The sequence below is a fragment of the Vibrio sp. MM46 genome (assembly GCF_027587135.1).
Classification (GTDB): Bacteria; Pseudomonadota; Gammaproteobacteria; order Enterobacterales; family Vibrionaceae; genus Vibrio; species Vibrio harveyi.
Genome location: NZ_JAPPTO010000003.1, coordinates 187462 through 213464 on the forward strand (window position 1 = coordinate 187462; position 26003 = coordinate 213464).

Genomic DNA, 26003 nt, shown 5'->3' on the forward strand with positions numbered 1-26003 from the left:
AATTGAATGCTGCTACTGACTAACCATATTGGTTACGAGCGTCTGGGTCCTAAGAAAGCGATCATCCAGACGAGTCAACCGCGTCTGTCTTCTTATACTGCTTTATTGGTTTGTGCCGACAGCCACCAAACTGTTGCGACACTGACAGTAGAAAAGCAAGGCAAAGTGGCAAACTGGCATCAAGGTCATTTTTACCTTGTCGACTTTTCTTCATTTAACACTCCCGGTAACTACTACCTTCGCTTCGATCATTTGCGCTCATCTCACTTTGAGATTGGAGAGCATATTCTTCTCGATCGTACGTTGTCTGATGTGATCCATTATTTTAAATCTCAACGCTGCGGCGGCATTTTCGATCAACAAGATCGCCAGGCACCGCTACTTAACTCTAGCGAAACCGCAGATGTTCACGGCGGTTGGTATGACGCATCAGGCGACGTCAGTAAATATCTAAGCCATTTGTCATACGCAAACTACCTAAATCCACAACAGACACCGATGGTAGTTTGGAACATGTTGAAAGGATTATCTCTGCTCGAAGGTAACGACAAACTGGCTAAGTTCACGGCCACTCGTCTTGTTGAAGAAGCGTTATTTGGCGCAGACTTCCTTGTTCGTATGCAAAATGAAAAAGGCTTCTTCTACATGACCGTGTTCGACAAATGGAGTAAAGATACAGCGCAACGCGAGATTTGCGCGTATGAAACTCAACTTGGTCATAAGTTCGATGACTATCAAGCAGGCTATCGACAAGGTGCAGGCATCAGCATTGCAGCATTAGCTTCAACAGCACGCCTAGATGTTCATGGCGAATTCGACCAACAAAAATACCGTAATGCGGCAGAAAACGGCTACTGGCACCTAAAAGAACACAACACCCAATACTTGAACGATGGTGAAGAAAACATCATCGATGAATACTGTGCGCTTCTTGCCGTTGTAGAGCTATTTAAGACCACCAAAGAGGTACGCTACCTAGAAGAAAGCCGCGTATGGGCAAAACGTCTTTCAACTCGCCAAACAAGTGATGAGTACATTCAACACTTTTGGAGTGCTAATCAAGATGGCAGTCGACCTTACTTCCATGCAGCAGAAGCAGGACTTCCAGTGATCGCACTATGTGAATACTTAACCATCGAAGACGACTCTGAGCGCGCATCGGTAGCAAAGCAAATCATCACTCAAGCGTGTGAATTTGAAGTCTCTATCACCAACAAAGTTAAGAACCCATTTGGCTACCCACGCCAGTACGTTAAAGGCGTAGATGAAGCGAAACGTGATGCGTTCTTTGTCGCACACAACAACGAATCAGGTTACTGGTGGCAAGGTGAAAATGCTCGCTTAGGTTCACTGGCAACCATGGCTTATGGGGCACTCCCTTTCATTGAGTCAAAAGCACTAAAACAGCAGCTTTCTAAACTCGCACAAGATTCTATTAACTGGATTGTGGGGCTGAACCCATACGACATGTGTATGTTGGATGGTCATGGTCGTAACAATCCGGACTATCTTCCTCAATACGGTTTCTTCAATGCAAAAGGTGGCGTGTGTAATGGCATTACCGGCGGTTTCGAAGATGAGGAAGACATTGCATTTAATCCACCAGCGCAGAAAGACGACATGCTTCAGAACTGGCGCTGGGGTGAACAATGGATCCCACATGGTGCTTGGTTCCTACTCGCGGTGATGAGTCAGGCTCAGCACATCTCGACTTTAGCCAACTCTCAAGCCTTCAAGGAGCAATAAACATGGGGATGTATTTTGTAGGTATTGATGGAGGCGGCACGTCATGCCGCGCTCGAATCAAAGATGCACAAGGCAACTTCATTGGTGAAGCCAAAAGCGGCAGTGCAAACATCATGCTGGGCGCAGACATCGCGATGGCGTCGATTCTTGAATCTATTGCTTCAGCGGCAGCACAAGGCGGGCTAACTCAACAAGATTTCGCTTCTATGCACGTAGGTCTGGCTCTAGCAGGTGCGGAACATAAAACCTCTTGGCAAGCATTCATGGCTTTGGAACACCCATTTGCCAGTATGACACTCAATACCGATGCTTACGGAGCATGTATTGGTGCGCATAACGGTGAAGATGGCGCAATCATGATCGCAGGAACAGGTTCATGCGGCATTTTCCTCAAAGGTCTCGAGCAACATGTCGTTGGCGGTCGTGAGTTCCCAATCTCCGATCAAGGTGGCGGCGCAGTCATGGGGTTGCGTCTGATCCAACAAGTCTTGCTGGCAGAAGACGGCATTCGCGAAAAAACACCTCTAGCAGCACACGTAATGGCACATTTTGAAAATGATATCGACAACGTAGTGGCATGGTCTAAGCAGGCTCTACCTCGCGATTACGGTCAATTCTCTCCAGCAATTTTCCAACATGCTGAACAAGGTGATGCACTGGCGATTGAAATGCTAAAGCAAACCGCAGCCGATATAGAAATGTTCTTAGTCGCGCTGAATAAGCGTGGGGCTACTCGTATCTGCCTAATGGGCAGTATCGCAGAGCGAATCCTGAACTGGTTATCTCCACCAGTTCAACAGTGGGTGGTTGAACCTCAGTTTGATGCGATTGAAGGAGCCATTATGTTTGCTGGTAAGCCAGAACATAACCTTTACTCGGTGAGTGTTGAGTAGGAGTGAACATGGAATATCGTGTTGATTTAGTGGTCCTTTCTGAACAAAAACAAAACTGTCGCTTTGGACTCACCTTTCATAATTTGAGCGACCAAGACCTAAACAGCTGGGGCTTAACTTTTGCTTTCGATCGTTACATTCTTCCAGATAGCGTTTCAAATGGTCAACTTACTCAGATTGGTAGTTTTTGCACACTCAAACCAGAAGGTATAGTGCTGGCTGCCAACCACCACTATTACTGTGAATTCAGCATTGGCTCTAACCCATTCCGTTATTATTCGGATGGCTTTAATGAAGCGATGATCGACTTTGTTGTTGATGGTCAACCTCAACGTGCTCAGGTCGATGTTACCCCTATTGTTTTGGCTTCACCATATCGGGAACGCAGCGATATTCCAGCAAGCTTAACGCACGCTCAACCGTTATTGCCAAAACCAAACCATATTGAAGTCAGCGACCACTCGTTCACTTTTGACGAACAAGCTGGCGTTGCAATTTATACCGACTTAGCTAACTCAGCAAAAGCGTGGTTACTAGAAGAGCTCCAGCGTATTCACCAATTTACACTTTCTTCTTCTAACAGCGGCAAAATCATTTTCAAAAGCAACCCAACACTGGATGAGGGGGCATATAAGCTCAAAGTATCAGAAGAGTCGATCAAGATTGAAGCAGGCTCTTCATCTGGCTTTACCCATGCTTGTGCAACTTTATTGCAGCTACTAAAACGAGATGAAGCAACCAAAACCATGGAAGCAGTGTGCTGTTCGATTATAGATAGCCCACGCTTTCGTTATCGCGGCATGATGTTGGACTGTGCTCGCCATTTCCATTCCGTAGAGCAAGTAAAACGCCTGATCAACTTGCTGGCGCATTACAAGTTCAACACGTTCCATTGGCATCTCACTGACGATGAAGGCTGGCGTGTCGAGATCAAATCACTGCCTCAGCTTACGGAAATTGGCGCATGGCGTGGTATCGATGAAACCATCGAGCCGCAATACACCCATTTATCTCAACGCTACGGTGGCTTCTACACGCAAGAAGAAATCCGAGACGTTATCGCATTTGCAGAGCAACGTGGTATCACCATCATTCCTGAAATTGATGTACCTGGTCATTGCCGCGCCGCAATTAAGTCTCTGCCTCACCTGTTAATTGAAGCAGAAGACACCACTGAGTACCGCAGCATTCAGCATTACAACGATAATGTCATTAACCCAGCTCTTCCGGGCAGTTACGAGTTTATCGACAAAGTACTTGAAGAGATCGCAGATCTATTCCCTGCTCCTTATGTTCACATTGGTGCGGACGAAGTGCCTAACGGCGTGTGGTCGAAAAGTCCTGCTTGCCAAGCCCTAATGGAGCAATTGGGTTACACCGATTACAAAGAGCTGCAAGGTCACTTCCTGCGTCATGCAGAAGACAAACTGCGCAAACTGGGTAAACGCATGCTGGGTTGGGAAGAAGCTCAACACGGCAACAAGGTCAGCAAAGATACCGTGATTTACTCATGGTTAAGCGAAGAAGCAGCATTGAACTGTGCTCGCCAAGGCTTTGATGTGGTGCTGCAACCTGCACAAACTACTTATTTGGATATGACCCAAGACTACGCACCAGAAGAGCCTGGAGTGGACTGGGCTAACCCGCTGCCATTAGAGAAAGCTTACAACTACGAGCCGTTAGCAGAAGTGCCTGCTGACGATCCAATCAGAAAACGCATTTGGGGCATTCAAACCGCTCTATGGTGCGAAATAATCAACAACCCATCGCGCATGGACTACATGATTTTCCCTCGCCTGACTGCCATGGCAGAAGCATGTTGGACTGAAAAACAACACCGCGATTGGACCGACTATTTATCACGGTTGAAAGGACACCTACCTCTGCTTGACTTGCAGGGAGTGAATTACCGTAAACCGTGGAAGTAATACCAAGCCAGATGCCAACGCATCACGCTTAAAGAGTTTTTAAATTTTTGGCTGCAGGCGCAGCTTAGTAAAAAGGAAATACACAAATGAAATACGGCTATTTCGATAACGAGAATCGCGAATACGTCATCACTCGCCCTGACGTACCAGCACCATGGACAAACTACCTAGGTACTGAGAAGTTCTGTACAGTTATCTCGCACAACGCGGGTGGCTACTCGTTCTACAACTCTCCAGAATACAACCGTGTTACTAAATTCCGTCCAAACGCGACATTCGATCGCCCAGGACACTACGTTTACCTGCGTGATGATGAGACAGGTGATTACTGGTCAATCTCTTGGCAACCTGTTGCGAAAAGCCTAGATGAAGCAAACTACGAAGTTCGTCACGGCTTGTCTTACTCTAAGTTCAAATGTGAATACAGCGGTATTACCGCGACGAAAACATTGTTCGTTCCAAAAGGTGAAGACGCTGAAATCTGGGATGTAGTGATTAAAAACACCTCTGACAAACCACGCACGATCAGCGCATTCTCATTTGTTGAGTTCTCATTCAGCCACATTCAATCTGATAACCAAAACCATCAGATGTCTCTTTACTCAGCAGGTACGGCTTACAACGAAGGCGTGATTGAGTACGACCTGTACTACAACACGAACGATTTCGAAGGTTTCTACTACCTAGCTTCAACATTTGACCCAGATTCATACGACGGTCAACGTGACAGCTTCCTTGGTCTATACCGTGACGAAGCAAATCCGTTAGCAGTGGAACAAGGTAAGTGTTTCAACACCGCACAAACTTGTTACAACCACTGTGGCTCTCTGCACAAGCAATTTACCATCCAACCAGGTGAGGAAGTTCGCTTTGCTTACATTCTAGGTATCGGTAAAGGCAACGGTGAGCGTCTGCGTGCTAAGTACCAAGATCTTGCAGAAGTTGACAACGCATTTGCTGGTATCAAAGCACACTGGGATGAGCGTTGTGGCAAGTTCCAAGTGAAATCACCAAACGAAGGTCTAGACACCATGATCAACGCTTGGACGCTATACCAAGCGGAAACTTGTGTCGTTTGGTCTCGCTTTGCTTCATTCATCGAAGTGGGTGGTCGTACTGGTCTGGGTTACCGCGATACAGCGCAAGATGCGATCTCAGTTCCTCATGCTAACCCTGCAATGACGCGTAAACGTATCGTTGACCTGCTACGCGGTCAGGTGAAAGCGGGTTACGGTCTACACCTATTTGATCCAGATTGGTTCGATCCAGAAAAAGCTGACGTTAAACCATCGAAATCACCAACAGTTGTTCCTACTCCGTCTGATGAAGACAAGATTCACGGTATCGAAGACACATGTTCGGATGACCATCTATGGTTAGTCCCAACCATCTGTAAGTACGTGATGGAAACGGGTGAACATAGCTTCTTCGACGAAGTGATCCCTTATGCTGACGGGGGTGATGCCACGGTTTATGACCACATGAAGGCAGCACTAGACTTCTCGGCTGAATACGTAGGTCAAACCGGTATCTGTAAAGGTCTGCGTGCAGACTGGAACGACTGTCTAAACCTCGGTGGTGGTGAATCTTCAATGGTGTCGTTCCTACACTTCTGGGCACTGCAAGAGTTCATCGACCTAGCGAAATACTTAGGTAAACAAGCTGACGTTGAAAAATACACGGAAATGGCAGCAAACGTTCGTGAAGCATGTGAAACACACCTTTGGGATGACGAAGGTGGTTGGTACATCCGTGGTCTAACGAAAAATGGTGACAAGATCGGTACAGCGCAACAAGCGGAAGGTCGAGTACACCTTGAGTCAAACACGCTTGCGGTACTTTCAGGTGCGGTATCTCAAGAGCGTGGTGAAAAAGCGATGGACGCAGTCGATGAGAACCTGTTCTCTGAATATGGCTTACACCTAAATTCACCATCATTCGCAACACCAAACGATGACATCGGCTTTGTGACTCGCGTTTATCAAGGCGTAAAAGAAAACGGGGCAATCTTCTCACATCCAAACCCATGGGCTTGGGTAGCTGAGGCTAAATTAGGTCGTGGTGACCGTGCAATGAAGTTCTACGATGCACTAAACCCATACAACCAGAACGACATCATCGAAAAACGTATTGCAGAACCTTACTCGTACGTACAGTTCATCATGGGTCGTGACCACCAAGACCACGGTCGTGCAAACCACCCATGGTTAACAGGTACATCTGGTTGGGCTTACTTCGCCGTAACCAACTTTATCCTCGGTGTGCGTACAGGCTTCGATGGCCTGACCATCGATCCTTGTATCCCAACGAACTGGCCAGGTTTCGAAGTGACTCGTCAATGGTTAGGTGCAACGTACAACATCAAAGTCGTTAACCCTGATTCAGTGAGCAAAGGTGTTAAGTCGATTACCGTAAACGGTGAAGCGGTAAGTGGTGCATCGGTGCCAGTTCAAGCGCAAGGTTCAGTAAACGAAGTTATCGTTACTCTAGGTTAATCATCTTTTAGGGGAGTCCTTCTCCCCTTTGGTTTATCCGGTGCACTTGAGTTTGATAAGCGCATCGGTTCGCTAGCAAAGATTTAAGAAGCGGTGGGATGCCGCTCTTATCGAGGATCGAATTATGATCAAATTTGGTACAGGTGGTTGGCGTGCATTTATCGGTGAGGAGTTCACCAAAGATAATGTACGTTTAGTTGCTCAAGCAGTCGCAAACATTACGAATAACGAATCCGTGGCTGATCGTGGTTTTGTCATTGGTTATGACCGCCGCTTTCTTTCTGATAAAGCTGGTCGTTGGTTCGCTGAAGTACTAGCAGCAAACGGCATTGTGGTTAGCTTTATCGACAAGTTTGTTCCAACGCCTATTGTGATGTTCAAAGCGAAGGAAATGGGTTGTGCTTACTCAGCATGTATTACCGCATCACACAACCCTGCCGATTACAACGGCATCAAAGTCTTCATTGAAGGCGGTCGCGACGCTGATGAAATCATCACACAAAAAATCGAATCACAAATATCAACGCTAACGACACAAGATGTAAAAAGCGTCGACTTTGAACAAGCGGTTGAAGATAAGCTGATTCAAATCATCAACCCGATGAACGAGTTTGTTGACTCAATCATTGACTTTATCGACATCGAGGCGATCAAAAAGGCAAATCTACGCGTATTGATCGACCCTATGTTTGGTGTTGCAAAAAACGCACTTCAAACGGTACTGATTAATGGTCGCTGTGAAGTCGACGTGATCAACGATGGCAAGAACCCAGACTTTGGTGGATTGATGCCATCGCCAAGTGCAGCAACGCTTTATCGCTTGATGCACCTTGTTGAGCAGGAAGGCTATGACATTGGTATCGGTACCGATGGCGATGCAGACCGTCTTGGCATTATCGACGAGAAAGGTAATTTCATTCATCCAAATGAAGTGTTACTGCTGCTTTACTACTACTTGCTTGAATACAAAGGCTGGACAGGCTCAGTAGTGCGTAATATCGCAACTACACACTTACTCGACAAAGTCGCGGAAGACCACGGAGAAAAGTGCTTTGAGGTTCCTGTCGGCTTTAAGCATATCAGTTCTCAAATGGAAGCTGACGATTCACTGATTGGCGGTGAAAGTTCTGGCGGTCTAACCATTCGCGGTCACATCAAAGGTAAGGATGGCGTATTCGCATCAAGCCTATTGGTGGAAATGATTTCAGTAACCGGTAAAAAACTGTCTGAGTTACTCGATGAAATCTACGGTAAGTACGGCTATGCGTATATGGCTGAAGGCGATTGCAAATTCAAACCTGCGCAAAAAGACGCGTTGTTCAACAAGATTTATATTGAGAAGCAGTTACCTGAGTTTGAGTTTGAGATCGAAAAAGTCAGCTACGAAGATGGTGCGAAAGTTTACTTCAAAAACGGTGGTTGGATTATCGCTCGTTTCTCTGGTACCGAACCGTTGCTACGTATTTTTGCAGAGATGCAAGATAAGGACACTGCGGAACGTGTTCTTCAACAGTTTAAAGACTTCTTGTCTTTATAACTGACACCTTGTGCCCGCTTCGAGCACATAACCTATAGGTGAAGAACACTTGCCCGGCTTTAGCGCCGGGCTTTTTTATGGTGCTGAATTTGGGCTTAACTGATTACGCAAAAGCCAACACGCCTTGTGTTTCCACTTTCACTGCTACGCTATCACCGACATTCAACGCTTGCGTTGACGTCGCTAATAAACGGTCGCCGTTAACATCAATCACATAACGGCAATGATCACCCATAAAGTGTTGTTCAAGCACTTTGACCGCACTTTCTTCATCAGCGGCAATCTGTACATGCTGAGGACGAAGTAACAGCGCACAGTCTCCATTCATCTTAATGTCTTGCTGAGCGTTCGCTTCCACCACGCCAAGGTGTGTATCAAATTCGTTCTCAGAGATTCGCTTTGCAGCAAGGTAGCTACCACCACCTAGGAAGTCAGCAACAAACTTACTCGACGGTTGATAGTAAAGTTCAGAGGCAGTGCCGTACTGTTCAATCACACCATGGTTCATCACTGCCATCTTATCGGCAAAAGCAAAAGCTTCTTCACGACTGTGAGTTACAAAGATCGCAGTAACTCCCTGCTCCTTAAAAATCTTGCGAATTTCACGGATCAGCTCGTGACGCACCTGAGTATCGATGTTAGAAAATGGTTCATCTAGCAACAGAAGATCCGGCTTATAAGCCAGTGAACGAGCAATCGCAACACGCTGTTGCTGACCACCCGACAGCTGATGCGGGTAACGGTCACCAAAGCCTTTAAGATGAACTAAGCCCAACATTTCCTCTACTTTCAGCAGCTTTTGTTGCGCTGTTTCATTCTTTAAACCAAATGCAATGTTCTCGGCAACCGTCAGGTGCGGAAACAAGGCGTAATCTTGAAAGATCATGCCAATATTACGCTGCTCTGGTGGTAACCAATTTTTACCGTCATCAATAGTGAGGCAGTTCAGGCTCATTTGACCTGAACTTAGCGGAAGGAGACCTGCAATGGCTTTCAGAAGCGTTGTCTTACCACAACCACTTGCGCCTAATAGACAAACAATTTGCCCCTGTTCCACTTCTAAGGACAAAGACTCAAGAACAGTTTGTGACTCATACTGGCAAGTAAGATTTTGAATGGATAATGCACAGCTCATTAATGACTTTGCTCCAGTGAACGGTTAACAACAACAAGCGGGATTAACCCAACAAGAACCAGTAATACTGCGGGTAATGCAGCAAGTTCTAAATGCTCATCCGAGGCAAAGTTATACACGTACGTCGCCAAGGTTTCGAAGTTAAATGGGCGCAGCAATAACGCGGCATTGAGTTCTTTCATCGACTCAATGAACACCAACAGACCAGCAATTAAGGCACCACGCTTAACCAATGGAAAATGCACACGCCACAACATAGTGTTTGGTGTACAACCCATCGTACGCGAAGCCATATCCAACGATGGCGAAATCTTATTTAGGTTACTCTCAACGCTACCGATCGCGACAGCAGAGAAACGAACAACCATCGCGAAAATCAGAGCAAACATAGATCCTGAGAAGATCAGTCCCGGTCTACCCCACTCCATCGCTTTAGCAATATCGTTCACGCGATGATCCATAAACAGCACCGCCACCATCACACCTATGGCGAGCACAGTACCAGGTACCGCATATCCCATTGAAGATAGGCGCATAAAGGCTAAACTTGAACGTCCACCATTGACTCGCTGACTAAAGTTTACCGTTAAAGCAATCGCAACACCGATGATTGCAGCCACGACTGACACCACCAAACTATTCCATGCATATTCACGAAACTCCGGTGTCCAGCTTTGCGCAAAGTAAGTAATAGCGTAATCAATCAACTGTAGCAGAGGGAAAATAAATGCGATCGCAACCAAGCCCCAACACCAAACTAATGCGCCCCACTTTTGCCAACCTTGAAGTTCATAGCGAAAATCTTCATGACTATTAAACTGGCTTTGGAACAGCTTCTGCTTGCGGCGACTGTAGCGCTCAGCACTTAACAGCAACACAACTATCACCAACATCATGGCTGAAATTTTCGCTGCGGCATTCAGGTTCGAATACCCAAGCCAAGTATCATAAACCGCAGTGGTAAGTGTGTTCACTGCAAAATAGCTGACGGTGCCGAAGTCACCAATGGTTTCCATCGCGACCAGAGACAAACCAACGGCGATAGAAGGTCTAACAAGCGGTAAAGAGATACGCCAAAAGCTCTCCCAAGGAGAACACTTCAGTAAGCGTGCACTTTGTAACAAAGAGACGTTCTGTTCCATAAATGCCGCTCGGCAGAGTAAGTAAACATATGGATAAAGAACCAGAGAAAGAACAAAGGTCGCACCACTCAAGGTACGAATATCAGGAAACCAGTACTCACCAGGTCCCCATCCGGTTATATCACGTAAGAAGATCTGGATCGGTCCGGCAAAATCAAACCAATCCGTAAAAATGTAACCAATGATATAACCCGGCATAGCAAGAGGCAGAACCAATGCCCATTGTAACCATTTCTCGGTTGGCAGTTTGCACATAGCCATAAACCAAGCGCTTGGGATACCGAGAATCAAAGAAAGAATCATCACACCAGAGGTCAGAGCAACGGTGTTATAGATGTAGGTTGGCATGACCGTCGACATCAAATGCGTAAACAAGTCATCCGTCTCGCCAATGGCGGTATAGAAGATCGCTAAGATCGGCAAAACCAGTAACAGGGTGATCACCCCACTACTGGTTTTCCATAGAGAATGTTTATTCTTCATTGCCTAAATACTGCAAGGCTTTATGAAATACAAATGCAGTTGCAAATACATCTCATATCCTTTAATCAAATGGGGGTATAGTTATACCCCCACATGGAATTAAAGGTCAAATTTCACTTCATCTAGTAGCTTAATTGCAGCTTCGTGGTGAGAAGCAATGTCATCTAGAGAGATAGTATCTGCTTTGAAGTCACCCCAAGATTCCACAAGTTCAGAACGCTTAACGCCTTCTTTTACTGGGTACTCGTAGTTTACTTCTGCATACATTTGCTGCGCTTTGTCACCCGTTAGGAATTCCATTAGCTTCACAGCGTTGTCTTTGTTTGGAGAGAACTTCGCCATTGCCATACCAGAGATATTTACGTGAGTACCTGTTGTCTCTTGGTTAGGGAAGTTGATGTATACCGCGTCAGCCCAAGCTTTTTGCTCTTTGTCGTTAACCATCTTACCTAGGTAGTAGCTGTTACCTAGAGAAACGTCACATAGACCTTCTTTGATTGCTTTAACTTGAGCGCGGTCGTTACCTTGAGGCTTACGAGCTAGGTTCGCTTTAACGCCTTCTAGCCACTCTTTTGTTTCAGCTTCACCGTGGTGCGCGATCATAGAAGACACTAGAGATACGTTGTAAGGGTGCTTACCGCTGCGTGTACAGATTTTGCCTTTGAATTCAGGCTTTGCTAGGTCTGCATAGTTGAAATCGTTACCTAGCTTACCAACACGGTCACGTGAAGAGTAAACGTTACGAGTACGTAGAGTTAGAGCAAACCACTCGTTTTCTTTATCTTGGTACTGTGCAGGTACGTTTTCTTCGATGATTTTGCTGTCTACCTTTTGAACCAGACCTTTGTTTGTCAGTTCAGCTAGACGGCTGATATCTGTAGTAAGGATTACATCAGCAGGGCTGTATTCGCCTTCCTGAGCCAACTTCTCTGCTAGACCTTTTTTCGCAAACTTAACGTTTACTTTGATACCAGTTTCTTTAGTGAACTCGTTGAACATAGGTTCAACTAGGAAAGGTTGACGGTAAGAGTAGACGTTCACTTCTTCAGCAGCCATTGCTGTTGGAGCTAGAGTTGCGCAAGTAATCGCTGAAAGAGTTAGCAGTTTTTTCATTGTTTAATCCTTTACCATGCTAATGATAACGTTTATCAGTTGCGTTATTATATGCATGTTCAATAAGAAAACAATTAATCCATAAAAAAAACCTACTCGTCAGAGCAGGTTTTTGATGATTTACTTTGTAACGAATTGTGTCGTTATGACTGTTATTTCACAGTCACGAATTCTGGGTAAGCGCCAACACCACAGTCGTGCATATCCATACCTTCCAACTCTTCGTCTTCCGACACTCGGATACCAATTGTTGCCTTCAGAATTGCCCATACCACAAGGCTTGCACCGAATACCCAAGCGAAGATAACAGCAGCACCTAGAAGCTGTGCACCAAATGTGGCATCACCATTACTTAGCGGCACAACCATAAGACCAAAGAAGCCACACACACCATGAACTGAGATAGCACCTACAGGATCATCAATCTTCACTTTATCCAGACCAATGATACTGAACACAACTAGCGCACCAGATACCGCACCGATAGCCACAGCATAAAGTGGTGATGGTGATAGAGGATCGGCAGTGATTGCTACAAGACCTGCCAAGGCACCGTTCAGAATCATCGTTAGGTCAGCTTTACCCCAAGTGGTTTTACACACTAGTAGAGCTGCAATTGCGCCTGCCGCTGCCGCTGCGTTAGTGTTCAAGAAAATTTGACCTACCGCTGTCGCGTTCTCAAAGTCAGAAACCATTAGTTGAGAACCGCCGTTGAAACCGAACCAACCAAACCAAAGGATGAATGTACCTAATGTCGCTAGAGGCATGTTTGAACCTGGAATTGGGTAGATTTCACCATTTTTGCCATATTTACCTTTACGAGCACCCAGTAGTAATACGCCAGCTAACGCTGCTGCTGCACCCGCCATGTGTACAATGCCTGAACCAGCAAAGTCACTAAAGCCAGCTTCTGATAAGAAACCACCGCCCCAAGTCCAGTAACCTTCCATAGGGTAGATAAATGCCGTCAGTACCGCAGAGAAGATAAGGAAAGACCAAAGCTTCATGCGCTCAGCAACTGCACCAGATACGACTGACATTGCTGTAGCTACGAATACAACTTGGAAGAAGAAGTCCGACTCTAGAGAATGATCTGCCCCTTCACCTTGTGTGCCAATTAGCGCACCAAATGATGGTAGCCAGCCGCCTTCGCCATTATCAACATACATAATGTTGTAGCCGACCAATAAGAACATGGTACAGGCAATCGCATATAGACAGATATTTTTGGTTAGAATTTCGGTGGTGTTTTTAGAGCGAACTAAGCCCGCTTCCAGCATGGCAAAGCCTGCTGCCATCCACATTACCAACGCACCGGAAATGAGGAAGAAAAAGGTGTCGAGTGCGTAACGTAATTCCGTTACCGTTGTTGTTAATTCCATGATAGTTCTCCAATCCCTTGAATTCTTAAAGTGCTTCTGCGTCCATTTCACCAGTACGAATACGCACGGCTTGGTTTAGGTCGTAGACAAAAATCTTGCCGTCACCAATTTTTCCGGTTTGAGCCGCTTTAGTGATGGCTTCTACCACACGTTCCACATTGTCTGCATGGGTCGCGATTTCTAGTTTTACTTTTGGTAGAAAGTCGACTTGGTATTCAGCACCACGATATAGTTCCGTGTGCCCTTTTTGGCGACCAAAACCTTTAACCTCTGATACTGTCATCCCTTCAATACCGACATCAGCCAATGCTTCGCGCACATCGTCTAATTTAAAAGGCTTTATAATGGCATTAATGATTTTCATTGAATCTTCTCCGCAGCTTTCATCCTGAAACACTTGTATTAATCCAAGCTGCGTGCCAACTTTTTATCTATTTGATTTATATAAACTTATTAAAAATAATAATCTTGTAAACAAAAAGGGCGCACCACATCGGTGCGCCCTTTTCACAAATATAAGGCAACCCTAATTAGACTACCCAAAATTGTGCATTAAATGTTCAAAAAGTCTTTCCACTGCTCTATCAAGGCACAAAAGTCCTCAATACCACAACTCGCAGTACTCTCAGCATCATAGAAATCGAACTCACTTTCCATCTCGACTTCATAGTCGTGACCCAGTACGTTTTCTTGAACCAGAACTTCATCGCCGACGATCATTAAACTTATCTCAGATCCAGTTAATCTATGCTCTTGAGATGGCGAAGAAAATGCCTGTTCAACCAAGCTTTCAACTTGCGCAATCTTAGCCGGATCTTTGCCAATTTCTTCTTGTAGCCAGCGACCTACAATCTCATGCCCCATACTGCATTTGACATAATATTCGCCCATCAATGTATTGCGGATGAATTCAAACTCCATCGAGATCGCCTTTTCGTATCAATTTGGTGCGGAGTATACAGGGAGATATGGGATGGGAGAAGCGCGAGACGCGGAGCTCTCTCAATCGCTTGTTTAAAAGAGATTCCCGACAGCACTCCTTTGTCGTTTTCGGGAATGACATCGTTTTTACTCTTGGCTATTTAATCGTCATCCTCAAGAGCGAGGTACGAGCGAGCTGGGGATCTCTCGCAATGCGTTATCTAAAAAAACGCCCACCAAATGGTGGGCGCTTATCAAGTATTAGCAAAGCTCACTAAGAATTATGCAGGCTCTTGGAAAATCACTTCTGCCGCTTTCTTGGTGTACTGATCCATCTTGTGGAAGTTCAAGTAGCGGTATGTGTCTGCTGCTGTCGCATCAATTTGCTTCGCGTATTCTAAGTACTCTTCTTTGGTTGGAATCTTACCTAGAATTGCACCTACCGCTGCTAGCTCCGCAGACGCAAGGTAAACATTAGCACCCGTACCAAGACGGTTCGGGAAGTTACGCGTTGAAGTCGACATTACCGTCGCTTTATCTGCTACGCGTGCTTGGTTACCCATGCATAGAGAACACCCTGGCGTTTCAATACGTACACCAGCACGACCATAGATACCGTAGTAACCTTCCTCTGTCAGTTGGTCACGGTCCATCTTGGTTGGCGGTGCCACCCATAGACGAGTATCTAATTGACCACCGTATTGCTCTAGCAATTTACCTGCTGCACGGAAGTGACCAATGTTAGTCATACAAGAACCGATAAACACTTCATCAATCTGTGTACCTTGAACTTCAGATAGAAGACGAGCGTCATCTGGATCGTTCGGTGCACATAGGATTGGCTCGTGAATATCTGCTAGGTCGATTTCAATAATGTGCGCATATTCTGCATCTGCATCTGCTTCCATCAACTCTGGGTTTGCTAACCACTCTTCCATCGCTGTGATACGACGCTCGATAGTACGACGATCGCCGTAACCTTCCGAGATCATCCACTTAAGCATAGTGATGTTTGAGTTTAGGTATTCCTCGATAGACTCTTGAGATAGCTTAACTGTACAACCTGCCGCAGAACGCTCTGCTGATGCATCAGACAGCTCGAATGCCTGCTCTACAGTTAGGTGCTCAACGCCTTCAATTTCTAGTACACGACCAGAGAATTCGTTGATCTTACCTGCTTTCTCAACCGTCAGTAGACCTTGTTGGATTGCGTAGTAAGGAATGGCATGTACCAAGTCACGTAGCGTGATACCTGGCTGCATTTCACCTTTAAAGCGTACCAAGATTGACTCTGGCATATCCAGTGGCATGACACCTGTCGCAGCTGCGAATGCTACGAGACCTGAACCTGCTGGGAATGAAATACCAAGAGGGAAACGTGTATGTGAATCACCACCCGTACCAACGGTATCAGGTAGAAGCATACGGTTTAACCATGAGTGAATTACACCATCACCAGGACGAAGCGATACACCACCACGGTTCATAATGAAATCAGGTAGTGTATGGTGCGTATTTACATCGACTGGTTTTGGATAAGCAGACGTGTGACAAAATGACTGCATCACGAGATCAGCAGAGAAGCCCAGACACGCAAGGTCTTTTAGTTCGTCACGTGTCATTGGACCGGTAGTATCCTGAGAACCTACCGTTGTCATCTTCGGTTCACAGTATTGACCTGCACGTACACCTTCTACGCCACATGCTTTACCCACCATCTTCTGAGCTAGGGTGTAACCTTTATCAGAAGCTGAAGGGTCAACAGGCTTAGCAAAAAGATCGGTTTCTTCTAGACCAAGTGATGCACGAGCACGGCTTGTTAAGCCACGACCAATAATCAGTGGAATACGGCCACCAGCACGAACTTCATCAAGCAACACTTTGCTCAGGTCAAAGCTAGAGATCTCTTCACCGTTTTTACGCACAACACCTTCGTATGGGAAGATATCAATCACATCACCCATGTTCATGTTTTGCACGTCTAGTTCAATTGGTAGTGCACCAGAATCTTCCATCGTGTTGTAGAAAATTGGGGCGATCTTACCACCTAGACAGATACCACCCGTGCGCTTGTTTGGTACAAATGGGATATCTTCACCCATAAACCAAAGCACTGAGTTAGTTGCTGATTTACGCGAAGAACCGGTACCAACAACATCACCTACGTATGCTAGTGGAATGCCGTCTTTTTGCAGTTCTTCAATTTGATTGATAGGACCAACGCTGCCTGGTTGATCCGGTACAATGCCATCTCGTTCCATTTTCAGCATCGCTTTTGCGTGTACTGGAATATCTGGACGAGACCAAGCATCTGGAGCTGGAGACAAGTCATCGGTGTTGGTTTCACCGGTTACTTTAAATACTTTAACAGTAATCTGATCCGCGACTTTCTTCTTCGATGTGAACCATTCAGCATCAGCCCACGATTGTAGAACTTGTTTCGCGAATGCATTACCTGCTTTAGCTTTCTCTTCAACATCATAGAAAGCGTCAAACATCAGTAGAGTATGAGACAGCGCTTTTACAGCAATAGGCGCTAGTAGATCATCTTCTAGGAATTCAACTAGAGGAGCGATGTTGTAACCGCCTTGCATTGTACCTAGTAGCTCAGCTGCCTTTTCACGGCTCACAAGTGGTGATTCCACTTCACCTTTTGCTACCGCCGTCAGGAAACCCGCTTTTACATAAGCAGCTTCATCTACACCTGGTGGGATACGGTTCTCTAGTAGGTCAAGAATAAAAGCTTCTTCACCTTGCGGGGGATTTTTCAGAAGTTCAACAAGTCCAGCAACTTGTTCAGCGTCTAGCGGTTTAGGAACAACTCCTTCGGCAGCACGCTCTTCGACGTGTTTACGGTAGGCTTCAAGCACGACTTTTTTCCTCTCATTGCGGTTCCTCCTTTTTAATTACTATTTTTCAAAGTAAAGGAGTGAACATCCTTGGAAACTTGGCTCTCCATTGCCCTTGTTTTCATTCAATTCTGATTGAGAAACAGCGCCGTAGAGGCCAAACTGTGGGCGAAAGGATAGCAAATTTAACGTTAAATTAAAATCTCATCATTTTGACCAACATAGCAACTTACGACTAAAGTCCTGTGAATTTCGGCTAAATATGCGGAGATTTTGCTGTCCTATTCCCGGTTATTTAAATGATGTTCCAACGATCAAGTACACAGCATCTAAATTCTGCTCTGTACGACCGTATGCCAACATAACGGGTCCTATTGGCGAATCAACACCAAAGAAAATTGATGCGGCATTGTACAGCGGTGCCTCATTCAGCTTGAGATCGTTATCCGACCAAACACCACCATGTTCAAGGGATGCACCAAGGTAAACTGGCGCTTCAAACAGCCCAAAGTCGTTATCCATCCATTTATAACGATACACCAAACTGGTATAGAATAAGTTTTGTCCAATCAGACTGTTACGAGGGATACCGGACAAATTTAAGAAACCACCTAGCTCTCTAGGATCCAAAGGTACAAAAGAGTTTTTACTCTCAACAAAGCTGTATTCCGCTTGACCGACTAAAGTATGACGACTGTGAGTCACCGCCCCCTTAAAACGAGCGGTAATTTCATAAACCGTATCTTCAATACTGTTTTTTGCGTTTTCACCTCGGAGACCTTCTGGAGTTTTGTCGTGAGAAACAAGGTAGTCCAAGTCAATCAGCATGCCACGAGTCGGAAATGCAAAATCATCCAGTGTATCTAAGCGATAGTTGGCAAATAACCCCAGTCGCTCGTAATCTAGATTGCCCGCAGACTGAATGGTGGAGGCCTCTATCGTCCCTTTGGTATAACGACCACCAACTCGGAACTCTTGCCACAAGGTTGGTTGCACACCCGCTGCTAGCTCAGTAATAAACTCGGTGTAAGAAAATGGTAGGTAATCGTAAACTGAGCCGATATCCGGATTTTCAAACTCGTCATCGAGAGGTAAGTTCCGGTTTTCAGTGTTGTAATTGAGTTTTCCAGAAACAAACAATTCCTGACTCGAAAGCACTGGAGAGTACAACTCCGCTTCAATCAGTTTATCAGTGCCCATATCAACATTTAGAGTCAGTTCCGCACCGTGAGAGTTCAGATTGGTGAAGTTTGCTGACACGCCGATTCCGTACTGGCTGTCAGTGTTAAAGTCATCTTCTAGGAAGAAGCGAAAATTGAGGTAGTTCGGTCCCCATGACTTTTCGTTTACCTCAAAGACCAATAGATTAACGTCATCGATCTCTTCGAAGTGGTAAGTGATCAATTCAAAGCGATCCAGCGCATAAAGGTTTTCGACCGCTTTTTCGATTTCGTCTGTTTTTAATGGTCGCCCAGTATCAAGCTCTAGACGGTTAGTCAGCAACACATCGCTATAGTGCGTATTGTTCACCAATACAATCTGATCAACCACGCGCTGATCACCATATTCCAGATTTTTACGCGCATCTTGCTTGTGCTCAATGTACTTTTGGTACTCGGCATTCGACACACTCAAGCCTTTCAATTTGGACTCAAGACTCTTGGTGATCTCATAACCAGCCTGAAACGCATCGGGCATTTTATTGAACTCAACCGTCTCCATTTGCCCTACATTAGGACGAATATAAACATCATCTCCGCTTAGTGTTTCGGCTTGCTCTTGGGTACTACGACGAACAAGATAGTTAGAAAGCTGATCAGCAACGGTAAACAAACCGGTAAAGTCTTCTTTGCTTTTGTAGTCAGTACTGATATCCACCGCAATAACGATGTTGGCCCCCATAGCACGAGCGACATCTACGGGCATGTTATTGACCACACCGCCATCCACCAGCATATGACCATTTAGTTCATAAGGAGGGAGTGCGCCTGGAACAGACATACTTGCCATCATTGCATCAACAAGATAGCCGTTATCAAGCACCACTTCTTCCAATTCAACAATGTCAGTGGCGACTGAGCGGTATGGGATAGCAAGGTCATCGAAAGAGTCAAAACGACCAAGGTTACCTGTCGTTTCACGCAAAATACGAAGCATATTCTGCCCTTGAACGACACCAGTCGGTGAACGAACTTCACCAAACCTTAAGCCTAGATCTGTCGTGATTTGATAACGGTCTTCATATTCTTTGTCGCGGACGCGACGTTGGCTGCGGTCAACACGGTCTCGATAGCCGCTGTTCCAATCCACACTGTAGATAAAGCTTTCAATTTCATCCGCGCTCATGCCAGTTGCATATAAACCACCGACATAAGCGCCCATGCTAGTGCCGGTAATGATATCAACCGGAATATGCATCTCTTCAAGCGCCTTTAAAACCCCGATATGGGCGGCACCTTTTGCACCACCACCAGCAAGCACGACGGCAATTTTAGGGCGAGGATGATCATCACTGATGTGTTTGGCAAAGGAAGGAGTGGCAATCAAAAAGGAGCAGACCCACAGTGCAATAAAACGCAACCATGAGCTTGAGATCGACTTTTTGAACATTCACTTCTTCCTTTATTGAATATTTAACACCTACTTGTACTAAGAATTGAACAACTGCACAAGTCAGTGATGGTGTTTTTGATGGTCTTACCAATCAAATAAATTATTCAACCAGTTCGACTTTTTCTCGCATTGTTGTTTGATTTGCCCAGTTTTGTCCCACACTGGCAATTTGTACTCACTACGACAATTGATTTCTAACGCGCCGTTCGCTGCTTTTTGGAAGCCAAGTGTCGTCACCTCTTTTGGCCAAGGTAGCTCCAACCTTTCAGGAATACGCTGTTTCAAGTATTCCGCGTAAACACGCAATGCACCGCTTGAACCTGTCAACTTTGTAGACTTATTGTCATCGCGCCCAAGCCAAATCGTGGTAACTTCACGCCCATCAATACCCACAAACCAACTGTCACGACTGTCGTTACTCGTACCCGTTTTTCCTGCTAGTGCTGCCCAAGCAAACTGACTTTGTAGGAATCGTCCTGTCCCTTGTGCGACACCTTGCTTCATAGCATAGGTCGTTAACCAAGCCGCTTGTTCATCTACTGCTGGGGCTGACCGAGGGAGAGATTGATAAAGCGCATTGCCGTCCATATCGACAACCGAACGCAGCGCCGACAGCTTGGCACGCTTACCAGAGTTAGTCAGCGTTTGATACATTTGCGCTACTTCAAACGGTGTTAATGAAAATGAGCCCAAGAACATGGATGGCACAGGGCGAATTTCATTCTTATCAACACCAAGGCGTTCTAAGGTATTAGACACCTCTGGGATACCAAGCTGCATCCCCAAACGAACGGTTGGTACATTCAATGATTTTGCCAAGGCTAAATACAACGGAACATCACCACGAAACTTACGGTCAAAGTTGCGTGGCGACCAAACGGAGCCTTTGCTCCCCTTCAAACTCAGAGGCGTGTCATGAAGCGTTGTCCCAAGATTGTACTTCTCGGGTTGCTCCAATGCCGTCAGATAGATAGCAGGTTTAACTAATGACCCAATTGGACGACTGGCATTCAGTGCACGGTTAAAGCCTTCATACCCGACACGTTTACCACCCACCATTGCGCGGATTTCACCGCTATGACGATCCACGGCAACAGCAGCCGCTTCAAGCTCCTTACCCGCACGTTTTGCCAGTTCAGGGACTTTCTTCGCAATGGCTTTTTCGAGTTTACTTTGCGATACAGGATCAAGAGAGGTAAATAAGCGTAATCCGGTTTCTGCTTTGAAGTTGTCACCCACCTTCTCTTTCAGTTCGATATTCAGTTGTTGGAAATACGCAGGCTGTCGACTAGCGATACGTGGCTTGCTTTGTGTATCAAGTGGACGACTCACCGCTTGTTCGTATTGCTGCGCAGTCAGCATGTCTTGTTGCATCAGTAGACGCAGTACTAAGTCACGACGCGTCTTAGTACGTTCTGGGTAGCGAATAGGGTTGTAGTAAGATGGTCCTTTTACCATTCCCACTAGCATTGCAAGCTGATCGATACGTAGCTCTTGGATAGGCTGACCGAAGTAATAGCGTGATGCCAAAGCGAAACCATGAATCGCATCACCACCGCTCTGACCCAAATATACCTCGTTGAGGTAAGCTTCCAGAATACGGTCTTTGCTGTAACGATAATCGAGAATTAATGCGATATACGCTTCACGTACCTTACGCCACAAGGTTTTATCACGAGTCAGGAACAAGTTTTTCGCCAACTGTTGAGTTAGCGTACTGCCGCCTTGTACGGTACGACCCGCTTTGATGTTCGCCACTAAAGCACGTGCAATGGCAAGTGGTGATACACCATCGTGTTGATAAAAGTCGCGATCTTCCGTCGCTAATAATGCATCAACTAAGATCTCCGGGAATTGATCGCGGCGTAAGAACAAACGTTGCTCATTTTGGTCTTTTTCCAGCATTCCCAACATCTTAGGTTCAATGCGTAAGTAGCCAAGATCACCTTTCGACTCTAAAGATTGAATACGTTGTAAGCCGCTGCTTGAGAAATGCAACATCACATGACGATCAGGCTCTGGTCCGTCAGCAAATTCAAACGGACGACGAATCAGTTCAATACGCGTTGAAGAAGATGAATACTCACCTGGGTAACGAGGCTGGCTGACTTTACGGTAGTTCAGCACATCGAGTTCATTACGCATCTCTTTAATCGTAATGTTCTGTCCTGGGCTTAAATTGAGAATGCGGGCATAAACCACCGTAGGCAGATCAAACAACTGACCATCAAAGCGATCTTTAACCACACTATCTAGGTAAATACCGACAAACAATAACACCGCAGCCAAGGCAACGCCGGCTTTCCAACTGAACGACCAAATGACTTTAAGCCAAGAACGTTTACCATTGTTTGTTTTTTTCGCTGGTGATTTTCTTGGGCGTTTTGCGCCACTTTTCTTAGTCGTCGTTTTACTTGACGCGGTCTTCTTGGCTGGCGCTCGCTTTGCACCGGGCTTTTTAGTATCAGTCATTGTTCAATTGTCTTTTTGTTTTGGTTGTCGCTACATGCGTCGCTGGATCGTCAGGCCAAACATGCTTAGGGTAACGACCTTTCATTTCTTTCTGTACTTCTTTGTAGCTTCCCACCCAGAATGCGGCGAGATCTGTCGTCACCTGAAGAGGGCGTTGTGCTGGAGAGAGTAATTCAAGCACCAGGCGCTTTCGTCCCTGTGCCACAGTTGGTGAAGTACTTTCACCAAACACCTCTTGCATACGGACAGAAAGCACAGGCTCATGACCACACTGATAACGAATTCGCTTTTTCGAACCAGTTGGCAGGCGGTACTCTTCAGGCAACCACTCATCAATATGCTGATTCAACGGCCATCCCAATCGAGCATTTAGTGCTTCCACTAAATTTACCTTTGCCAAGTCTTTCACTGAGGCAACCGTACTCATGTATGGCTCTAACCACTCTTCTAAGCTCGCCAGCAAATCAACGTCATCAAAACTTGGCCAAGCCTGCTCTGGTAACCATTCCACTGCACAGCGAATACGTTCTAGTAAATTCTCCGCTGCTGGTGTCCAGTTTAGACTTTGTAAGCCCTGACGGCGGACATAGGTGAGTAAAGCTTGTGTCATTTTTTCTTTGCCTGGGCTTGGCAAGGCATCCCGCTTGATAATCAAACGCCCAAGCTTAACTTGACGCTCAGCCATCAATCGACCTTTTTTCTCATCCCAATCAACCACATCATCTGTTGTAAAGAGATGCTCAAACACTTCTTCTAACTCATTGATATCTAGTTCACAAGCCAGATTAATTTGACTAGAGTTGGAATGCGATCGCATTAAATCAATCGCGATTAAGTAATCACAATCGCCTAAAGTTTCTTCTGGTCGGCACTCAGCACCATGTCCGTTGGACAATGTAAAACGCCCATGTTGATTCGAACGTTGCTGCGCGACACGATCAGGAAATGCAAGGCTTAATACTAACGGCAGTGCTCGCTCATCAACCTCTGATAGACTGAACATCGTATCCAGTTTAAGGGCGACGGTTTGAGATCGCTTATGCAATATCGATTTTTTCGGATGTGTACCACTCACCCAACGATGTAAGCTGTGTGCGATATTCGTGATATTACGCTCTGGCTCTTCAATAAGAGCGACCGCAGCCAGTGCAGTGTTTAGCATTTTTACGTCATGTTGCTGTGCTTGAATTAGCATAGCTGCCGAGCGAGGTTCTACACCAAGCTCATGAGCAATTTTGCCCTCAGGAGTCAGTTGACCTTGCTCAGAAAGCAGCCCTAACACAATTAACAACTGCTTAGCTTGAGCAAGAGATGCCGCCGAAGGAGTGTTGAGCCATTTGAGCTCGGAAATATCTCCCGCTCCCCAAAAGGCTAACTCCATCACTAGGCTCGCTAAGTCTGAGTGCAGTATTTCTGGCTGTGGTACTTGTGGTTGCTGCTTAAATTGGCTTTCAGAGTAAAGGCGAACGCAAATCCCCTCTTCAATACGCCCTGCACGACCAGAACGTTGAATCGCAGACGATTGTGCCACTCGTACTTGCTCTAATCGCGTAAGCCCATTCTTCAAATCAAAACGCGCCACACGCTTTAATCCAGAATCAACAACTAGTCGAATACCTTCAATGGTCAAAGAAGTTTCGGCAATGTTAGTCGCGAGCACGACTTTGCGTTTATCTCCAGAAGCAGGAGCGATGGCTTTTTGCTGCTCGGCAAAGCTAAGTTGACCGTATAACGGACACACTTCTACGTTATCAGGTAGGTGTACTAAACGCTCTTGCACTTGCTTGATGGCACCAACACCCGGAAGAAAAGCAAGCAAAGAACCAGACTCTTTCTGAATTAAACTTTCTATTGTTTTTGCCATTGATGTCGGTAGGTGATCGTTGACTCCTAGCGGCAAGTAACGAGTCTCTACCTCAAAACTGCGACCTTGAGACTCTATATATGCCGCCTCTGGCAGCAAGGTTTGCAACGCACCTTGATCGAGCGTTGCCGACATCACAACAAGCTTTAAATCATCTCGTAATGCCTCTTGAACCTCTAAACTGAAAGCCAACGCGGTGTCTGCGTGAATGCTGCGCTCATGAAATTCATCAAAGATCAGTAAATCGATGCCGTTTAATTCAGGGTCACTTTGGATCATACGGGTCATGATCCCTTCAGTCACAATTTCAAGTTGCGTGTTTTTACTCACCTTCGTTTCACCGCGAACTCGGTACCCAACACGTTCTCCGACTTGTTCACCTAACTGCTGTGCGAGATAACGAGCGATATTACGCGCCGCCAGACGTCGAGGCTCCAGCATCACGATTTTGCCTGTCACAGATTGTTTTTGTAGAAGTTGCAGTGGGAAGTACGTGGATTTACCAGCACCTGGTGCGGCTTTGAGGATCACTTGATGTTGATTTTTGACCGCCGTAAGTAATTGTGGCATCACGGCTTCAATCGGCAATTGTGACAAAGGAAATACCCTGTGGTGTAATGTTGGCAACATTGTACATAAAAACACTCTTGGCTAAATAAGCAAATGCAATTCGAACCCGCTCTAGAGTCAGCGACTCTGCTCAAACGCTACAAACGCTTTCTTGCCGATATCGAACTGGATAACGGTGAGATTCGAACAATTCACTGTGCGAACACTGGCGCAATGACAGGCTGTGCCACTCCGGGCAACAAAGTTTGGTACTCCACTTCCGATAACCCAAAGCGCAAATATCCGAACAGCTGGGAACTCAGTGAAACCGCACAAGGGCATCGGATCTGCATTAATACCGCTCGCGCAAACCAATTAGCCGTAGAAGCAATTGAAAATAATGTCATTTCAGAATTGTTGGGATATGACCAACTTCAAACTGAGGTGAAATATGGCAATGAAAATAGCCGAATTGATATCTTGCTCAGCGCAAGCGACAAATCAAAGTGTTATATAGAAGTGAAGAGCGTCACCCTACTTGATGAAGAAAGCTCATCAGGACAAGGTTATTTCCCTGATGCCGTGACTACCAGAGGGCAAAAGCACCTGAGAGAGCTCACAGAAATGGCACAAAATGGAAGTAGAGCCATACTTTTATTCACTGTTTTACATTCAGGTATTGAAAAAGTATCCGCGGCGCACCATATAGACGCGAAATATTCAACGTTACTAAAACAAGCACAAGACGCTGGAGTGGAAGTTCTCTGCTATAAAGCTGAGTTAAGCAACACTGAAATCAAACTAATCTCGGCGATTGAATTTATCAATTAAGAGAAAAAATGATGTCATCTTCACAATGATGATAAGTTTGCAATTCAGTA

General features: G+C 45.7%; 16 protein-coding genes. 6 read left to right on the forward strand and 10 right to left on the reverse strand.

Annotated elements, in window-relative coordinates:
• Positions 1 to 6 precede the first annotated feature (6 nt).
• From OH459_RS04680 to OH459_RS04700, 5 genes are all read left to right on the forward strand, one after another.
• Positions 7 to 1746 (forward strand): glycoside hydrolase family 9 protein, encoded by a 1740-nt coding sequence (locus OH459_RS04680; protein WP_269985990.1) that lies wholly within the window; start codon positions 7 to 9, stop codon positions 1744 to 1746.
• Between the two features lie 2 nt (positions 1747 to 1748).
• Positions 1749 to 2639, forward strand: coding sequence for an N-acetylglucosamine kinase (locus OH459_RS04685; RefSeq protein ID WP_009698737.1), 891 nt, complete (start codon positions 1749 to 1751; stop codon positions 2637 to 2639).
• An 8-nt stretch (positions 2640 to 2647) separates the two neighbouring features.
• A complete protein-coding gene (locus OH459_RS04690; protein ID WP_269985991.1) occupies positions 2648 to 4567 on the forward strand; it encodes a beta-N-acetylhexosaminidase in 1920 nt (639 codons plus the stop codon).
• Positions 4568 to 4653: 86 nt separating this feature from the next.
• Complete coding sequence (locus tag OH459_RS04695; RefSeq protein ID WP_009703764.1) at positions 4654 to 7062, forward strand: GH36-type glycosyl hydrolase domain-containing protein; 2409 nt, start codon at positions 4654 to 4656, stop codon at positions 7060 to 7062.
• A gap of 124 nt (positions 7063 to 7186) precedes the next feature.
• Positions 7187 to 8599 carry a phosphoglucomutase/phosphomannomutase family protein gene (locus tag OH459_RS04700; protein ID WP_009698740.1) on the forward strand — a complete coding sequence of 471 codons (1413 nt, stop codon included), beginning with the start codon at positions 7187 to 7189 and terminating at the stop codon, positions 8597 to 8599.
• A gap of 103 nt (positions 8600 to 8702) precedes the next feature.
• Here the strand turns inward: OH459_RS04700 and OH459_RS04705 are convergent, their stop codons facing one another.
• The 10 genes from OH459_RS04705 to hrpB form a co-directional block, all read right to left on the reverse strand.
• The gene (locus OH459_RS04705; protein ID WP_101904500.1) at positions 8703 to 9734 is read right to left on the reverse strand and encodes an ABC transporter ATP-binding protein; all 1032 of its coding nucleotides are present in this window, start codon (positions 9732 to 9734) and stop codon (positions 8703 to 8705) included.
• Positions 9734 to 11359 carry an ABC transporter permease gene (locus OH459_RS04710; RefSeq protein ID WP_017189149.1) on the reverse strand — a complete coding sequence of 542 codons (1626 nt, stop codon included), beginning with the start codon at positions 11357 to 11359 and terminating at the stop codon, positions 9734 to 9736. The genes OH459_RS04705 and OH459_RS04710 overlap by 1 nt, the downstream gene beginning before the upstream one ends.
• A 99-nt stretch (positions 11360 to 11458) precedes the next feature.
• Positions 11459 to 12472 carry a Fe(3+) ABC transporter substrate-binding protein gene (locus tag OH459_RS04715; RefSeq protein WP_005446300.1) on the reverse strand — a complete coding sequence of 338 codons (1014 nt, stop codon included), beginning with the start codon at positions 12470 to 12472 and terminating at the stop codon, positions 11459 to 11461.
• A 152-nt stretch (positions 12473 to 12624) separates the two neighbouring features.
• A complete protein-coding gene (locus OH459_RS04720; protein ID WP_005446299.1) occupies positions 12625 to 13854 on the reverse strand; it encodes an ammonium transporter in 1230 nt (409 codons plus the stop codon).
• A 25-nt stretch (positions 13855 to 13879) separates the two neighbouring features.
• Positions 13880 to 14218, reverse strand: coding sequence for a P-II family nitrogen regulator (locus OH459_RS04725; protein WP_005439398.1), 339 nt, complete (start codon positions 14216 to 14218; stop codon positions 13880 to 13882).
• A 188-nt stretch (positions 14219 to 14406) separates the two neighbouring features.
• On the reverse strand, positions 14407 to 14775 hold the full coding sequence (locus OH459_RS04730; protein WP_009698742.1) for a YacL family protein: 369 nt from the start codon (positions 14773 to 14775) through the stop codon (positions 14407 to 14409).
• Positions 14776 to 15056: 281 nt separating this feature from the next.
• Positions 15057 to 17645: a bifunctional aconitate hydratase 2/2-methylisocitrate dehydratase gene (gene acnB / locus OH459_RS04735; RefSeq protein WP_269985992.1), complete on the reverse strand. Its 2589-nt coding sequence runs from the start codon at positions 17643 to 17645 to the stop codon at positions 15057 to 15059.
• A 270-nt stretch (positions 17646 to 17915) separates the two neighbouring features.
• Positions 17916 to 20234 (reverse strand): patatin-like phospholipase family protein, encoded by a 2319-nt coding sequence (locus tag OH459_RS04740; RefSeq protein ID WP_017817684.1) that lies wholly within the window; start codon positions 20232 to 20234, stop codon positions 17916 to 17918.
• An 87-nt stretch (positions 20235 to 20321) separates the two neighbouring features.
• Positions 20322 to 22709, reverse strand: coding sequence for a penicillin-binding protein 1B (mrcB, locus tag OH459_RS04745; RefSeq protein ID WP_050936037.1), 2388 nt, complete (start codon positions 22707 to 22709; stop codon positions 20322 to 20324).
• Positions 22702 to 25170 carry an ATP-dependent helicase HrpB gene (gene hrpB / locus OH459_RS04750; protein ID WP_269985993.1) on the reverse strand — a complete coding sequence of 823 codons (2469 nt, stop codon included), beginning with the start codon at positions 25168 to 25170 and terminating at the stop codon, positions 22702 to 22704. The genes mrcB and hrpB overlap by 8 nt, the downstream gene beginning before the upstream one ends.
• A 66-nt stretch (positions 25171 to 25236) precedes the next feature.
• Here hrpB and sfsA point away from each other — a divergent pair, with 66 nt between their 5' ends.
• On the forward strand, positions 25237 to 25953 hold the full coding sequence (gene sfsA, locus OH459_RS04755; protein WP_005446293.1) for a DNA/RNA nuclease SfsA: 717 nt from the start codon (positions 25237 to 25239) through the stop codon (positions 25951 to 25953).
• Positions 25954 to 26003 lie beyond the last annotated feature (50 nt).